Below are 14982 nucleotides of genomic sequence, written 5' to 3' on the forward strand. Positions count from 1 at the left end.
ATGCTCCAAGAAAGGAATCAATGAAGCTGAAATCGAGGCGATTTGGTTCGGCGCAACGTCAGTATAATGAATTTCGTTAGGATCAACAACCGGGAAATCGCCTTCTTCACGGGCAATAACTTTATCGGCAGTAATTTTTCCTTTGGCGTCCATTTCGATGTTTGCCTGAGCAATCATTTTCCCTTCTTCTTCTTCTGCGCTTAAGTAAATTGGTTCAGAAGTTAAATCAACTGTTCCGTTAGTTACTTTACGGTATGGTGTTTCGATGAATCCCATTCCGTTTACTTTAGCATAAACACCCAAAGATGAAATCAATCCAATGTTTGGTCCTTCAGGCGTTTCAATCGGACAAAGTCTTCCGTAGTGCGTATAGTGAACGTCACGTACCTCGAAACCGGCTCTTTCTCTTGAAAGTCCACCTGGCCCAAGGGCAGATAATCTTCTTTTGTGTGTAATCTCAGCTAGTGGATTTGTTTGATCCATGAATTGAGACAACTGGTTTGTACCAAAGAAAGAGTTGATTACCGATGATAATGTTTTAGCATTGATCAAATCGATTGGTGTAAACACCTCGTTATCTCTAACGTTCATTCTCTCACGGATGGTTCTGGCCATACGGGCTAAACCTACACCAAATTGTTGAGACAATTGCTCTCCAACGGTTCTCACACGACGATTTGATAAGTGATCAATATCATCAATCTCCGCTTTAGAGTTGATTAATTCGATCAAATATTTTACGATAGTGATGATATCTTCTTTGGTCAAGACTTGCTTTTCCATTGGGATATCAAGGTTCAATTTTTTGTTCATTCTGTAACGACCAACTTCACCTAAGTTATAACGTTGGTCAGAGAAGAATAATTTATCTATGATGCCACGAGCCGTTTCTTCATCAGGCGGTTCTGCATTACGCAACTGACGGTAAATGTGCTCAACAGCTTCTTTTTCTGAGTTTGTTGGGTCTTTTTGTAAAGTATTATGGATGATAGCGTAATCACCTTGATTAGCATCTTCTTTATGTAACAAAATAGATTTTACGTTAGAATCGATGATTTCTTCCACATTATCTTTGTCGATAATGGTATCTCTATCCAAGATAATTTCGTTACGTTCGATAGATACTACTTCACCAGTATCCTCGTCAACGAAATCTTCGTGCCAAGTATTTAATACTCTCGCAGCTAATCTTCTTCCAACGTATTTCTTAAGACCGGTTTTTGAAACTTTGATTTCTTCTGCAAGGTCAAATATTTCAAGAATGTCCTTATCTCTTTCGAATCCGATAGCACGGAAAAGAGTAGTCACCGGTAATTTTTTCTTTCTATCGATATAAGCATACATAACGCTGTTGATATCGGTAGCAAATTCAATCCATGAACCTTTGAAAGGAATTACTCTAGCAGAATACAACTTAGTACCATTAGCATGGAAAGACTGACCAAAGAAAACACCAGGCGAACGGTGTAATTGAGAAACTACCACACGCTCGGCACCATTGATAACGAAAGTTCCGCTTGGTGTCATGTATGGAATTGTTCCAAGATAAACATCTTGAACAATCGTTTCAAAATCTTCGTGCTCCGGATCAGTACAGTATAGTTTTAGTCTGGCTTTTAGAGGCACACTATATGTTAAACCTCTTTCGATACACTCTTGAATAGTGTAACGCGGTGGGTCAACAAAATAATCTAGGAACTCCAATACAAATTGGTTTCTTGTATCAGTAATTGGAAAGTTTTCCATGAAGGTATTGTATAACCCTTCGTTGCCTCTCTCGTCAGATTTGGTTTCCAATTGGAAGAAATCTTTAAAAGATTTAACCTGAACATCTAGGAAATCCGGATATTGAGGTATGTTTTTAGTAGAGGCAAAATTCAATCTTTCAGTCTGATTTGTTATCATCAATGGACAAAATTTTGATTTAAAAAAAGTAATTTTTGTGTGTAAAAACACTGTTTAATTTATACTTTCCTTTTTTGTAACCAATACATCTTTAAAAATAAACCAGGAAATTAGTCGATTTTTTTCTTCGTATTGATCAAAAACTTTTTCGTATTTTAAACTTAATATGATAATAAAACTTTCTATAATTTTATTATACGAAAAATGGTTTAGGCCCTTGGACGCATTGTCCAAGGCCTAAACCTAGTTCTAAAACCGGTGTTGGATTATTTTAACTCAACAACAGCTCCAGCTTCTTCTAAAGATTTTTTCAAACCTTCAGCTTCTGCTTTAGTAACTCCTTCTTTGATGTTTGATGGAGCGCCGTCAACTAAATCTTTAGCTTCTTTTAAGCCAAGACCTGTTAATTCTTTAACTGCTTTTACAACAGCTAATTTAGAAGCTCCAGCTTCTTTCAATACTACTGTGAATTCAGTTTGCTCTTCAGCAGCATCACCAGCACCAGCACCACCAGCAGCAACTACTACAGCTGCAGCAGCAGGCTCGATACCATACTCATCTTTTAATATTGTAGCTAAATCGTTAACTTCTTTTACCGTAAGGTTAACTAATTGTTCTGCGAATTGTTTCAAATCTGCCATTTTTTCTATCGTTTAAAATGTTCTTTAATTATTATTTTTTTAGTCTGCTCTAATTATTCTGCTGTTTCGCCTTTTTGTTCTGCATTGTTTAATAATGCAGCAATAACGCGTTTTGCAGGAGATTGAAGTAATCCAATGATTTCTCCAATAACTTCTTCTTTAGATTTCAATGAAGCTAAGCTATCCAAAAGGTTATCTCCGATGTAAATTTCACCGTTGATGTAAGCACCTTTAAATGCAGGCTTATCTGATTTTTTTCTGAAATCTTTAATGATTTTTGCTGGAGAATTTGCGATGTCTGCGATAAAAATAGAAGAGTTTCCTTTTAACACAGATGACAAATCACCATAATCATTACTTGAAGCTTCCATTGCTTTTCCAAGCAAAGTGTTCTTAACTACTTCTAATTTGATACCTGCTTTAAAACAAGCTCTTCTTAGGTTTGAAGTAGTTTCTGCGTCTAACCCAGAGGTGTCAGCAATATATACAATATTACTTTCGGCCAACTTTGCAGTTAAATCTTCTATCGCGATTGATTTTTCTTCTCTTGTCATAATAAAATTTGTTTAACTACCAATTATACTGCTTTAGGATCTAAAGCGATAGCAGGGCTCATAGTAGAAGAGATGTGAATACTCTTAATATATGTTCCTTTAGCTGCAGTTGGTTTTAATTTAAGTAATGTTTGAATAATCTCGTGAGCGTTATCTACAATCTTATCCGCTTCGAAAGAAATTCTTCCGATACCTGCGTGAACGATTCCAGTTTTATCAACTTTAAAGTCGATTTTACCCGCTTTTACTTCAGCAACAGCTTTACCAATTTCCATGGTTACTGTTCCTGTTTTAGGGTTTGGCATTAAACCTCTTGGACCTAATACACGTCCTAAAGGACCTAATTTACCCATGATAGCCGGCATAGTGATGATTACATCAACATCTGTCCAACCATCTTTAATTTTTTGAAGGTAATCGTCTAATCCTACATAGTCAGCACCAGCCGCTTTCGCTTCTGCTTCTTTATCCGGTGTAACTAAAGCTAATACTTTAGTATCTTTACCGGTTCCATGAGGAAGGGTTACAACACCTCTTACCATTTGATTTGCTTTTCTTGGATCAACTCCTAAACGAACAGCAATATCTACAGACTCGTCAAATTTTGCTGAAGCAACAACTTTCAATAAAGACGAAGCGTCTTTTAAAGAATACAGTTTGTTTTTTTCAATTTTTGAAGCAGCCTCTTTTTGTTTTTTTGTCAATTTTGCCATTTCTTACCTTATTTTAGAGGAGAATCTCCAGTTACAGTTATACCCATAGATCTAGCTGTTCCAGCAATCATGCTCATAGCTTTTTCAGGTGTGAATGCATTTAAATCGACCATCTTGTCTTCGGCGATAGCTTTAATTTGATCCCAAGTTACGCTAGCAACTTTTTTTCTATTAGGCTCGCCTGAACCAGATTTTAATTTAGCAGCATCCAATAATTGAATTGCAGCAGGTGGAGTTTTTACAACAAAATCAAACGATTTGTCTTTATACACGGTAATTTGTACCGGTAACACTTTGCCGGGTTGATCTTGGGTTCTAGCATTGAACTGCTTACAGAATTCCATGATATTAACACCAGCAGCTCCCAGAGCAGGTCCAACCGGTGGCGACGGGTTCGCAGCACCTCCCTTAACTTGTAGTTTAACTACTTTACTAATCTCTTTAGCCATTGTTTTTTAAAAATTTACAATAATCTGTGGAAGCGGATTATTGCGGTTTATAATAGTGTAACAAATTATACTTTTTCAACTTGCATAAAGCTCAGTTCCAATGGTGTTTTTCTTCCGAAAATTTTCACCATTACTTCCAGCTTACGCTTTTCTTCATTGATTTTGTCAATAGTTCCGTTGAAACCATTGAAAGGACCATCAACAACCTTGATTGTTTCTCCTATATTGAAAGGAATATTTTGGGTATCTGTATTGACAGCCAACTCATCCACTTTACCAAGCATTCTGTTTACTTCTGACAATCTTAACGGCACCGGATCTCCACCTTTAACTTCTCCTAAGAAACCAATAACACCAGTAATTGATTTAATAATGTGTGGAATTTCACCCACCAAGTTAGCTTCAATCATGACATAACCAGGAAAGTATACTTTATCCTTAGCTATCTTTTTCCCATCTCTAACTTGCACTACTTTTTCAGTTGGAACAAGTACTTGCGAGATATAATCTGCCATGCCTAATCTGTTAATTTCGGTTTCGATATAAGCTTTCACCTTATTTTCTTGACCACTAACAGCCCTAACGACATACCATTTCTTTACATTAATATCAGCCATTTCAGAAAAATTAAGGTTTTAACCAATTAAAGAAACCGGCAATTACTTTTGCACAAGCTTCATCAACACCCCAAGTTGCCAGCGCTAAAACAATTGAGAATACAGCCACTACAATAGTGTACTTTTGAACTTCAGCCCATTCCGGCCAAGTAACATTTGTTCTCAATTCTTCAAATGCTTCTGATATATAGTTAACAATTTTTGTCATTGTAAATTATTTTTTTGCACGGGCGGAGGGATTCGAACCCCCATCAACGGTTTTGGAGACCGCTATTCTACCCTTGAACTACGCCCGTTTCATTAAAAACCAGCAGAGCATCCGAAAGGTTCTCTGCTGGTAATATATTTAATTAGATAATTAGTCTAAAATTTCAGTAACCTGACCGGCACCTACTGTTCTACCACCTTCACGGATAGCGAAACGTAAACCGATGTTCAAAGCGATTGCACTCAACAAAGAAACTTCAATAGTTAAGTTATCACCTGGCATTACCATCTCTACACCAGCTGGTAAAGAGATAACTCCTGTTACGTCAGTTGTACGTACGTAGAACTGTGGACGGTAGTTATTGTGGAATGGTGTGTGACGACCACCTTCTTCTTTTTTCAAGATATAAACCTCAGCTTTGAATTTAGCGTGTGGTTTTACAGATCCTGGCTTACAAATAACCATTCCTCTTTTGATATCTTCTTTAGCAACACCTCTTAACAAGATACCTGCGTTATCTCCAGCCTCACCTCTATCCAAGATTTGACGGAACATTTCGATACCAGTTACTGTAGAAGTTAATTTCTCAGCACCCATACCAATGATTTCAACAGGATCACCTGTATTACAGATACCAGTTTCGATACGACCTGTAGCAACAGTTCCACGACCAGTAATTGTAAATACGTCTTCAACCGGCATCAAGAAAGGTTTGTTAACATCTCTTTCTGGCTCTTGAATCCAATTATCAACAGCTTCCATCAATTCAATGATTTTTGGTACCCAAGCCGGATCGTTATTCAATCCACCTAAAGCTGAACCTTGAACTACAGGACCATTATCTCCATCATAATCGTAAAAAGACAACAAGTCTCTGATTTCCATTTCAACTAATTCTAATAATTCCGCATCATCAACCATATCCACTTTGTTCATGAATACAACGATTCTTGGAATACCAACCTGACGTCCTAAAAGGATGTGCTCACGTGTTTGTGGCATTGGTCCGTCTGTTGCAGCAACTACTAAAATAGCACCGTCCATTTGAGCAGCACCAGTAACCATGTTCTTTACGTAATCCGCGTGACCTGGACAGTCAACGTGTGCGTAGTGACGGTTAGCAGTTTCATACTCAACGTGTGAAGTATTGATAGTAATACCTCTTTCTTTTTCTTCTGGAGCGTTATCAATTTGATCAAATGATTTCGCTTGACAGTAACCTGCATCAGATAATACTTTTGTGATCGCTGCAGTTAAAGTTGTTTTTCCGTGGTCAACGTGCCCAATTGTTCCAATGTTTAAGTGGGGCTTGTTACGGTTAAAATTTTCTTTTGCCATTTTACTTAATTTTTAATCTTAGTTTATATATTAGTGTTCAAATTTTACAATTTTGAGCCAACTACGGGAATTGAACCCGTGACCTCTTCCTTACCAAGGAAGCACTCTACCCCTGAGCTAAGTCGGCAAGGAACCATAAACGTTTGCCTTTTTAACCTTCGGGTTACAAACCCGACGACAGGATTACCTCGCTTCACTCGGTGATCCGTAAAGGTGAACCTTTACTAAAGTTTTGTTCTTCAGTCTTTTTTGAAAATAAATTTTCAAAAGCTTTCCTAAACAAAACTTTTGTGGGGAGAGCAGGATTCGAACCTGCGAAGATGTAATCAGCGGATTTACAGTCCGCCCTCGTTGGCCGCTTGAGTATCTCCCCCACTTTTCTTATCTTTTATCCCTAAAATTGAGCCGGCGGAGGGACTCGAACCCACGACCTGCTGATTACAAATCAGCTGCTCTAGCCAACTGAGCTACGCTGGCATACACAATAAAAAAAGTCCGCTATTTCTAACGGACTGCAAATGTATGGATTTTATCTTTTAATCAAAACATTTTTAGAAAAAAATTTCTCTTATATATGTGTTCTGATTTTTTCCTTTCTTTTAACCAACAATCTTTCTAAAGATTCAGAAGACAACTCCACCGCTTCCTCGAATGTTTTACATTGTTTCTTTACCATAAAATCATCTCCCGGGACATGAATTTTAACCTCCACAATTTTATTTTCCTTCTCACTTGTATTGTCGACCTTCAAAAAAACATCTGACGAAACTACTTTGTCGTAGAATTTTTCAAGTTTACCTAATCTTTCTTCGATGAAATCAACCAGCTTTCTGTCGACAGTGAAATTTACTGCATGAACATTTACCTTCATAATTAAAATTTTAATGATTAAACATTGTAAAATTATTGCCTGTTTCTAGGATGAGCGTTACCATACACCTTTTTAAGTTCCGCCAAACTGCTGTGAGTGTAGACTTGCGTAGACGCCAAACTAGAATGCCCCAATAATTCTTTAACGGAATTAATATCCGCTCCGTTGTTTAGAAGGTGAGTTGCAAACGTGTGTCTCAATATATGCGGACTCTTTTTAACCTTCTCGGAGACATTACTAAAGTAATAATTTATTAAACGATAAACAAACGAATCGTTCAATTTAACGCCTTTTAACAGTAAGAAAAAATACTCACCATCCACAATCCTTTGTAAATGTGACCTTTCTGTTAAATATAATTTTATTTGATTTTCAACAACCGGTAGAATCGGTATAATCCTTTCCTTATTTCTTTTTCCCAATACTTTTAAGGTTCCGTTTGACAAGTCGATATTTTGCAATTTCAAATTAATCAGTTCAGCTCTACGAATGCCGGTAGTGTAAAATAAATCGACTATCAATTTATCACGAATGCCATCAAAATCATTAGTGTAAACTATTTGATTTAAAACCAAATCGAGTTCTTTTTCCGAGAAAGGAATTTGTAATTTCTTAGGTGCTTTCAAGGCTTTGTGCTTCAAAAGCGGACTCGTTTCGATTTGCTTTGTTTTGAGCAAAAATTTATAAAACGATTTTAAAGAAGAAATTTTTCGGTTAATCGAGGAATTGGAAATTCCGTCATCTGAAAGCGAAACTATCCAAGCACGAACTTGATTGTAATTTACCGTAATTAAATTATTATCATCAAAAGCACTAGACAAAAACGACTCAAAGAAACCAATGTCATTGATATAAGCGGTCACTGTATGCAAAGAATATTTTTTCTCCAACAGTAAGTAATCTTGAAACTTATTTTTAAAATTTTCCATAAAAAAACCGCTGACCTCAAAGTTAGGAAACTTTAATGATCAGCGGTTATATCTTATCAGGAATTTAACTATCCTTCGATATTGTCTCTCATGTTTTGGATATAAGCAGCTTTTTGAACTTGTGCTCTTCTCACTACAGATGGCTTAGTAAACGCTTGACGCGCTCTAAGTTGTCTTACAGTTCCGGTTTTATCGAATTTTCTCTTGTAGCGCTTTAATGCTCTATCAATGTTTTCTCCGTCTTTAATTGGTATAATCAACATAATTTAGACACCTCCTCTCATTTAGTGGGTGCAAAAGTAATATAATTTTTGAATTACGAATTATGAATTGTGAATTATTTTATGAGAGAAAAGATAATGGACAGACAGATGACAGATGAAAAACAAAAAAACCAAGAAACAATCTCTCATCTCTTGGTCTATTTTCTTAATTATCCTTTCAAAAAATTATTTCACCGCAGGCTGATAGCTTTGTTTGTCAATAATCATTTTAGACAAAATCTCTCTGAGAATTTCAGAAGTTCCGCCGCCAATTGGTCCTAAACGACTATCTCTTAATAAACGTGCCAACGGATATTCTTCCATATAACCGTAACCTCCTAACATTTGCAAGCAACTGTAAATAGCATCATCGGCCACTTTGGTTGATTTTAATTTGGCCATAGTGGCTTCTTTTACCACATATTCTCCTTTATCTAATCGTGCTGCCGCGGCATAATTAAATAATTTACAATGTTCTACATCGGTAACATGGTCAACCATCGTATGGCGTAAGGCTTGAAATTTGTTTATGGTTTTTCCAAAGGCTTCTCGTTGCGACATGTATTCAATAGTATATTCGATTGCGTATTCAGCTCTCGCATGGGCATTGATGGCCATAATTAATCGCTCTAGAGCAAAATGTTGCATGATATAAGGAAAGCCTTTTCCTTCTTCGCCCATTAAATTTTCTAAAGGAATTTCAACATTATCAAAAGAAATCTCAGCAGTATCAGAAGCTCTCCAACCTAATTTATCCAACTTGGTAGCCGAAATCCCTTTTAAATTAGTATCCATCAGAAATATACTTATTCCTTTGTTTCCCAACTCCGGACTTGTCTTGGCCGCCACTACATAATAATCCGCATATACGCCATTTGTGATAAATGTTTTAGAACCATTAATCACATATTTATCTCCCTTTTTGATGGCTGTTGTTCTCATTCCTGCCACATCGCTTCCGCCAAAAGGTTCGGTAAGACACAAAGCACCTATTTTGTCACCTGTGATACTGGGCGCCAAATAATCTTGCTTAATTCTTTCATCACCTTCGGCATTTAAATGTGTCATGGCTAAATAGGCATGTGCCCACATGGCAGCGGCAAAACCGGAAGATTTTATTTTTTGAAGCTCTTCTAAAAATATTACCGTATAAAACAAATCCAAATTCATTCCACCATAAGCTTCCGGATATTTTAATCCGAAGAAGCCCATATCGCCAAATTTTTTCCAAATAAAGCGTTCAATAGTACCTGTTTTTTCCCATTTTTCAATGTGCGGCACTACTTCTTTTTGCAAAAAATCTTGCAAACTTTTTCTAAACAATTCGTGTTCTTCTGTAAAATATGTTGAATTCATATAAATAAGGCTACTTTTTTAAGCTATTTTTTTAGAATTCCAAATATAAGGCAATTATTTTTATTTTATCAACAGGAAATCCTTTAATTTTTGACAAATCCTCAGTTTTGATGTCGCCATTCATGCTTCTGTAAATAACTATTTCTTTAGCCAACGCATATCTAAAAAACGGAAATTGAGATAACTCTTTGACTGAAGCATTGTTAATGTTGATTCTTTTGATTTTGGAAGTCGATTTTACATCAAAATATTGATTCAGTTTTTCAATTACTTCGGGCGATAAACCCCAAACATCATGCATTTGTTCCATCGATACAAAAGCGCCTAACTTGCCTTTTTGTTCCAAAATCCTGTCCGAAATTTTATCGCCAATGCCATAGATTTTCATCAAATCTTCTTTGCTGGCTTCATTGATGTCGAGAATTGTGATTTTTTCAACTCTTGAAAATTCGTTTTTGACATAAGTCGAATTGTATTCCTTTTTGTTCTTCACCCAATCCGGAAATTTAAAATAAGGCGAAATGGTTCTCAGCAAAGAATCAGAAACTTTAGTCACTACCTGAAACTCTGCTGCCGAATTGACAAACTTATTTTGCTTTCTGTAGGCCAATAATCGGTCGATTTCTGCAACAGACATACCGAGTTTGTATCCCTTAAAATCAGTAATAAAATTAGGATTGAAGGGATAAATCGTGGGTTTGAAATTTTTATTTTGAAGTTTAAGACTGTCAATCAGGCTTTGATTCGCTAACCAATTGGCTTCTTCTTTATTTGTAGTCTCAAAAGTTTTAAAATCATTAAAAAGATAAAATCCCTGACAAATAACTATAATTAAAAACAACAGTATAATTCCAATTCGTTGACTTTTCGAATAACTTAAAATCGATTGCAGGATGGAATTATCATTCGTCATATTTACAAATCAAAAACTGATGTTCGTTTGCCACGAATTAAATCTTTCAACTTAATCCAAAACGCCAAGGTTAGATACACGCCAAACCACAATCCGGCAGTAACGAAAGTGATATAAATAAAAAACAAACGCACATTCGACGCACGCATTCCCAGCTTGTCAGCCAAACGAGACGAAACGTGAAAACCGTGTTTTTCGAAGAAGTATTTTAGTTGTATTACCGGTGACATTTGCTAATTCTTTAAAAGTTGGATTCCAATGACGCACTGCAAACACTTACTATGATTGCAATAATTGTTTTTCAGTTGCAAAAGCGATTGCGTTTCAAAAGCATTCTTTGATTTGACTCCAAAATTAGAAAACTTTTCAATGATAATATTCTTTTCAGGCGCTATAGTTTCCATGAGTTGTAAAAGCTGCTCTGAAATTTCTTTTCCTTGACTTTTGGCATAAGCAAATTGAAACGGTACAATCGTATTAATCACTAACAAATCAATAAAAGATTTAGAGAAATGTTTTTTCTTTTTCGGGCTTTCTTTGTCAAATTGATAGTGGTTTTCCCAATAGGAAGAAACGCCAACCTCAAACAATTTATAAAAATCCTCAAGCGAATGTGTGGCTATAATTTTGGAAAACAGATTTTGCTGCTTGTGGTATAACATCGCCAATTGTGCCAAACGAATCGTTGGAAAATTATCCGGACGATGTTTAAAAAATTGCACCGGTTCTATAAATGCTTTTTTTAAGCGATGTTTCAGCGTAATATATGTCGAACGGTTTTGCAAATCTTTGCTGTAAAAATCTTCAGCAACCATAGGCAACAAATCCAGTTTACCAAACAAAAGTGCTTCTAAATTCTCCACTTCAAAGCTCTCTTTTCGTATAATTGAAAACGGGATAGACTTTGCCATTTTTAAAAAGATTTCGCCATTGGTATTTAGCCCAAAATTTTTAGCCAACATATAAAACAATACCGCTTCCCAATCATTATCCGTTTCTTGCAAAAGTTCGTCAATCGGAATGGATTTTCGTTCCAGACGTTCGAAAAACAATCGCTCTTGCCAATTTTTAAAAACAAATTCATCAACATCATTTAGCTGACTTTCACAATAAATCCAAGATTTAGGCATAATCAACGACAAATATTGATTCAAACTATCGTTCGCAACATACTTCCTAAGTGCTAAGGTTGGAATTTCTGCATTGTTTTTTCTAAAAATTGGCGTATCGTGTTCCCAAACGACATGCAGTATAACATTGTTGTAATGGTCATCATTTTCATGTTGGTGCAAATACCAATCTGAAGACTTCAAATGAATTTCTATATTGCCTGCCCATTTTTGGTTCCCAATAATAATTTGGGCATTAAAAAAATCGGGACCGGATTGCTTCAAATATTGACCTGTATTGACAATCGTTAGTTCTTCTCCCGAAACCGTAGTTAGGTTGGAAAAGCCAAACTTCTTATATTGCCATACATAATGAAGAAAATCTTCTTTCACGATTCTAAATTTTTAACCAAAGTAAGAAATTTACTTTTATATTCAAAATTTTTGTAATGAAAAATTTACTTTTATTGTTTTTGTTGGTAATTTCAGCAAATTGCTTTTCGCAAAATTATAAAATCACTTATTTGAAAAGTTCCAATGGAAATTTGATTGAAAACCAAGATGCGGTTTGGGTTTTTGCCAATAACAATCAAACTCTATTGAGCACGGAAAACATCAGAAATCAAAAAGCTGATTTCCCTTTTGAGGAAACTATTGTCGATAGAAGCTCTAATTCTTTTTTTCAAAAGGCGACTTTGAAAAGTTCAGAAATCATTGCGACAAAAGACAGCGTTTCATTGGGCAAGCAAACATTCGAATACACAAACGACACCAAAAAAGTCTTGGGTTACAATTGCAAAAAAGCCAAAACGATTGTCAATTCGAATACAATTGAATTCTGGTATACGGACGAATTGAAAGTGAAAGGTTCACCAACCGTTTTGGGTCAAAATTTAGGTTTGGTTCTGGAAATGGTTCGCAATGGCAACTTTGTGATTTCGGCGACTAAAATAGAACAGATAAAATCATTCCCAATATTTCAATTGCCCCAAAAACAAGTCGACGCATTGACTTATAAAGACTTGCTGTGGAAAAGTCGATTTACGACAATTTCTGTTTTCAAAGATCAAATCCTCAATTTCTCAGACGAATCAAAATCTAACGATTCTATTTTGCGCTTTGCCAATGGAACTATAGCGGTAAGGAAAGTCCAATTACCGGAAATTAAAGTTGGTAGTCAAATTTTTGTCGATGTTACTGAACAATCCAATGGTGATGCTTATGACCGAACCGGTTCGCTTTTTATGATTCCGACGGATAAAGAAATATCGTTTTTGAATGGTTTACAAAATGGCGCTAAAACATTACCTATTTACACTAATGGTAACGGCAAAGAATATCAAGGTGTAATTATTACTGATAATTACAATCCAGTGGTAGAATTGATGCGTTTTTTTACACCTTTTGGGGTGAAACAATACAATACACTCCAATTGAAAGACAAGACTTGGGCTGAAAACGTTTTGTACCGACAAGATGTTTCGGATTTGAGAAGTTTGTTGAGCGGAAAGGAAGTATGGCTAGGCATCAACATTGGCAATTATGACAAAGGCGGTCACAAAGTTTCTGCAAATATTACCATTCATACCGAAAACGAATCTATCATAAAACCAACTCAAATTATTCCTTTGTTTTGCACCAATAACATTATGGAAATGGCCGGTCAAGAATATGGAACGATGTTTAACAATGACAAAGGTTTGGAAGTCTCTTTCAAACTAGAAAAACCGATGAAGAATTGCAAATTGCGCTACATCACTACAGGTCATGGCGGATGGGAAAATGGTGATGAATTTGTACCGAAGAAAAATTCTATTTACTTAAACGATAAGGAAACTTTCAGCTTTACACCTTGGCGACAAGATTGTGGCTCGTATCGTTTATCTAATCCAGCTTCCGGGAATTTCCCGAACGGATTATCTTCTTCGGATTACAGCAGGTCAAATTGGTGTCCCGGAACAGTAACCAATCCTATTTTTATTGATTTGGGTGATTTAGAAGCCGGAACACATTTGATGCAAATTAAAATCCCACAAGGTTTGCCTGAAGGCGGAAGTTTCAGTTCGTGGAATGTTTCGGGCGTTCTGATTGGAGAACAATAAAACAAAAACGTTATTTCTTTAATTTTAATTATATATTTTATGATTTTCGTAAAACTATCTTTATTAAAATAACAAATAAACCAAGTTTATCTCAAAATTTATAGGAAAAAAAACATCATATTTTTCAATAAAATTAAAAAAAACAATATCTTTGAGTTAATTAACTTTAAATCAATTTACTATGAAGAAAATTTACTTAATTTCATTTATTTTATCAAACTTTTTCTCTTACGCACAGTTAAGTGAAAATTTTGATGCCGCGGCAACTTTACCAGCGGGCTGGACAAGTTTCATTGGAACAAATGGCATAGGAACTGCTCAAAACTGGGGCACTTCAACCACTCGTAGTTATTCTCCAACTAATTCAGCCTTTGTAAGGTATGAAAACGTAACCGGTGGACCAGCAGAAGACTGGTTAATCACTCCTTTGGTAGATTTAACCAACTATACCGAAAGCACTTTGACTTTTTACGGAGGTCAGCAATATACTGATGATTATGCAACTGATTATAGCATTAGAGTTTCTACAACATCGGCAACAGATCCATTAACTTTTGAGATTGTCAGCACTTATGCAGAGAGTGATTTTTCAAATGTTACGATTCCGGCATTACAACCGGGCGATCTAAAAACCGTTGATTTATCAATATATGATGGTCAACAAATTTATATTGCTTTTGTAATGATACAAGATGATGGCGACAATTGGTTCGTTGACGATGTAAACGTTACCGGAACTTTGTCTACTACAAACTTCGATAACGCCACTATTTCGTTTTACCCAAATCCGACAAAAAATATTTTAAATGTCAATAGTTCGGAATCGATTGCAAAAATCGAAATCTATAGCATTTTAGGGAATCTGATCAAAACAGCTACAGCGTCAACTCAAATTGATTTAACAGAACTGTCAAGTGGATCGTATGTTGCGAAAGTTACCGCAACTGACGGAAGAGTTAAGACTGAAAAAGTCATTAAAATCTAGAGAAAAAATCTCGTTCAAATAAAAAGTCT

Annotated in this window: 17 protein-coding genes and 4 tRNA genes; 2 read left to right on the forward strand and 19 right to left on the reverse strand. The window is 35.8% G+C overall.

Annotation, left to right across the window (positions count from 1 at the left end; all coding sequences use genetic code 11):
- The 19 genes from rpoB to B3C16_RS09935 all read right to left on the reverse strand — a co-directional run.
- Positions 1 to 1905: DNA-directed RNA polymerase subunit beta (rpoB, locus tag B3C16_RS09845; protein WP_291131285.1), on the reverse strand; the 1905-nt coding region annotated here is incomplete at its 3' end.
- Positions 1906 to 2171: 266 nt separating this feature from the next.
- On the reverse strand, positions 2172 to 2546 hold the full coding sequence (gene rplL / locus B3C16_RS09850) for a 50S ribosomal protein L7/L12 (RefSeq protein ID WP_121311670.1): 375 nt from the start codon (positions 2544 to 2546) through the stop codon (positions 2172 to 2174).
- Positions 2547 to 2599: 53 nt separating this feature from the next.
- A complete protein-coding gene (gene rplJ, locus B3C16_RS09855) occupies positions 2600 to 3100 on the reverse strand; it encodes a 50S ribosomal protein L10 (RefSeq protein WP_121311671.1) in 501 nt (166 codons plus the stop codon).
- A gap of 23 nt (positions 3101 to 3123) precedes the next feature.
- A complete protein-coding gene (gene rplA, locus B3C16_RS09860; protein ID WP_121311672.1) occupies positions 3124 to 3813 on the reverse strand; it encodes a 50S ribosomal protein L1 in 690 nt (229 codons plus the stop codon).
- An 8-nt stretch (positions 3814 to 3821) separates the two neighbouring features.
- Positions 3822 to 4262 carry a 50S ribosomal protein L11 gene (rplK, locus tag B3C16_RS09865; RefSeq protein ID WP_121311673.1) on the reverse strand — a complete coding sequence of 147 codons (441 nt, stop codon included), beginning with the start codon at positions 4260 to 4262 and terminating at the stop codon, positions 3822 to 3824.
- A 65-nt stretch (positions 4263 to 4327) separates the two neighbouring features.
- The gene (gene nusG / locus B3C16_RS09870; RefSeq protein ID WP_121311674.1) at positions 4328 to 4879 is read right to left on the reverse strand and encodes a transcription termination/antitermination protein NusG; all 552 of its coding nucleotides are present in this window, start codon (positions 4877 to 4879) and stop codon (positions 4328 to 4330) included.
- A 10-nt stretch (positions 4880 to 4889) separates the two neighbouring features.
- The gene (secE, locus tag B3C16_RS09875) at positions 4890 to 5087 is read right to left on the reverse strand and encodes a preprotein translocase subunit SecE (RefSeq protein WP_121311675.1); all 198 of its coding nucleotides are present in this window, start codon (positions 5085 to 5087) and stop codon (positions 4890 to 4892) included.
- 17 nt (positions 5088 to 5104) lie between these two features.
- A tRNA-Trp gene (locus tag B3C16_RS09880) sits at positions 5105 to 5175 on the reverse strand.
- A 62-nt stretch (positions 5176 to 5237) separates the two neighbouring features.
- Positions 5238 to 6425 carry an elongation factor Tu gene (tuf, locus tag B3C16_RS09885; RefSeq protein ID WP_121311676.1) on the reverse strand — a complete coding sequence of 396 codons (1188 nt, stop codon included), beginning with the start codon at positions 6423 to 6425 and terminating at the stop codon, positions 5238 to 5240.
- Positions 6426 to 6480: 55 nt separating this feature from the next.
- Positions 6481 to 6552: transfer RNA gene (locus B3C16_RS09890), tRNA-Thr, on the reverse strand.
- A 164-nt stretch (positions 6553 to 6716) separates the two neighbouring features.
- Positions 6717 to 6798, reverse strand: a tRNA-Tyr gene (locus tag B3C16_RS09895).
- 30 nt (positions 6799 to 6828) lie between these two features.
- A tRNA-Thr gene (locus B3C16_RS09900) sits at positions 6829 to 6902 on the reverse strand.
- 91 nt (positions 6903 to 6993) lie between these two features.
- Positions 6994 to 7296: a ribosome hibernation-promoting factor, HPF/YfiA family gene (gene hpf / locus B3C16_RS09905; RefSeq protein ID WP_121311677.1), complete on the reverse strand. Its 303-nt coding sequence runs from the start codon at positions 7294 to 7296 to the stop codon at positions 6994 to 6996.
- A 32-nt stretch (positions 7297 to 7328) separates the two neighbouring features.
- Positions 7329 to 8225 carry a tyrosine-type recombinase/integrase gene (locus B3C16_RS09910; RefSeq protein WP_121311678.1) on the reverse strand — a complete coding sequence of 299 codons (897 nt, stop codon included), beginning with the start codon at positions 8223 to 8225 and terminating at the stop codon, positions 7329 to 7331.
- A gap of 68 nt (positions 8226 to 8293) precedes the next feature.
- Entirely contained in the window at positions 8294 to 8488 is a 195-nt protein-coding gene (gene rpsU / locus B3C16_RS09915) for a 30S ribosomal protein S21 (RefSeq protein ID WP_121311679.1), read from the reverse strand.
- 186 nt (positions 8489 to 8674) lie between these two features.
- On the reverse strand, positions 8675 to 9844 hold the full coding sequence (locus tag B3C16_RS09920) for an acyl-CoA dehydrogenase family protein (RefSeq protein WP_121311680.1): 1170 nt from the start codon (positions 9842 to 9844) through the stop codon (positions 8675 to 8677).
- A gap of 31 nt (positions 9845 to 9875) precedes the next feature.
- Positions 9876 to 10757 carry a helix-hairpin-helix domain-containing protein gene (locus B3C16_RS09925; RefSeq protein ID WP_291131293.1) on the reverse strand — a complete coding sequence of 294 codons (882 nt, stop codon included), beginning with the start codon at positions 10755 to 10757 and terminating at the stop codon, positions 9876 to 9878.
- A gap of 2 nt (positions 10758 to 10759) precedes the next feature.
- Positions 10760 to 10987, reverse strand: a complete 228-nt coding sequence (locus tag B3C16_RS09930; RefSeq protein ID WP_121311682.1) for a PspC domain-containing protein — start codon at positions 10985 to 10987, stop codon at positions 10760 to 10762.
- Between the two features lie 3 nt (positions 10988 to 10990).
- A complete protein-coding gene (locus tag B3C16_RS09935; RefSeq protein ID WP_121311683.1) occupies positions 10991 to 12259 on the reverse strand; it encodes a DUF2851 family protein in 1269 nt (422 codons plus the stop codon).
- 56 nt (positions 12260 to 12315) lie between these two features.
- Between B3C16_RS09935 and B3C16_RS09940 the strand changes: the two genes are divergently transcribed.
- Entirely contained in the window at positions 12316 to 13968 is a 1653-nt protein-coding gene (locus B3C16_RS09940; protein WP_291131296.1) for a PNGase F N-terminal domain-containing protein, read from the forward strand.
- A gap of 181 nt (positions 13969 to 14149) precedes the next feature.
- Positions 14150 to 14953, forward strand: coding sequence for a T9SS-dependent choice-of-anchor J family protein (locus tag B3C16_RS09945; RefSeq protein WP_291131298.1), 804 nt, complete (start codon positions 14150 to 14152; stop codon positions 14951 to 14953).
- Positions 14954 to 14982: the final 29 nt, after the last annotated feature.

Source organism: Flavobacterium sp. UBA7682, from assembly GCF_002482945.1.
GTDB lineage: Bacteria > Bacteroidota > Bacteroidia > Flavobacteriales > Flavobacteriaceae > Flavobacterium.

Excerpts from the sequence above, each read along its gene's own strand:
- rplL (WP_121311670.1), bottom strand. The coding sequence starts at position 2,546 with ATGGCAGATTTGAAACAATTCGCAGAACAATTAGTTAACCTTACGGTA.
- rplJ (WP_121311671.1), bottom strand. The coding sequence starts at position 3,100 with ATGACAAGAGAAGAAAAATCAATCGCGATAGAAGATTTAACTGCAAAG.
- rplA (WP_121311672.1), bottom strand. The coding sequence starts at position 3,813 with ATGGCAAAATTGACAAAAAAACAAAAAGAGGCTGCTTCAAAAATTGAA.
- rplK (WP_121311673.1), bottom strand. The coding sequence starts at position 4,262 with ATGGCTAAAGAGATTAGTAAAGTAGTTAAACTACAAGTTAAGGGAGGT.
- nusG (WP_121311674.1), bottom strand. The coding sequence starts at position 4,879 with ATGGCTGATATTAATGTAAAGAAATGGTATGTCGTTAGGGCTGTTAGT.
- secE (WP_121311675.1), bottom strand. The coding sequence starts at position 5,087 with ATGACAAAAATTGTTAACTATATATCAGAAGCATTTGAAGAATTGAGA.
- tuf (WP_121311676.1), bottom strand. The coding sequence starts at position 6,425 with ATGGCAAAAGAAAATTTTAACCGTAACAAGCCCCACTTAAACATTGGA.
- hpf (WP_121311677.1), bottom strand. The coding sequence starts at position 7,296 with ATGAAGGTAAATGTTCATGCAGTAAATTTCACTGTCGACAGAAAGCTG.
- B3C16_RS09910 (WP_121311678.1), bottom strand. The coding sequence starts at position 8,225 with ATGGAAAATTTTAAAAATAAGTTTCAAGATTACTTACTGTTGGAGAAA.
- rpsU (WP_121311679.1), bottom strand. The coding sequence starts at position 8,488 with ATGTTGATTATACCAATTAAAGACGGAGAAAACATTGATAGAGCATTA.
- B3C16_RS09920 (WP_121311680.1), bottom strand. The coding sequence starts at position 9,844 with ATGAATTCAACATATTTTACAGAAGAACACGAATTGTTTAGAAAAAGT.
- B3C16_RS09925 (WP_291131293.1), bottom strand. The coding sequence starts at position 10,757 with ATGACGAATGATAATTCCATCCTGCAATCGATTTTAAGTTATTCGAAA.
- B3C16_RS09930 (WP_121311682.1), bottom strand. The coding sequence starts at position 10,987 with ATGTCACCGGTAATACAACTAAAATACTTCTTCGAAAAACACGGTTTT.
- B3C16_RS09940 (WP_291131296.1), top strand. The coding sequence starts at position 12,316 with ATGAAAAATTTACTTTTATTGTTTTTGTTGGTAATTTCAGCAAATTGC.
- B3C16_RS09945 (WP_291131298.1), top strand. The coding sequence starts at position 14,150 with ATGAAGAAAATTTACTTAATTTCATTTATTTTATCAAACTTTTTCTCT.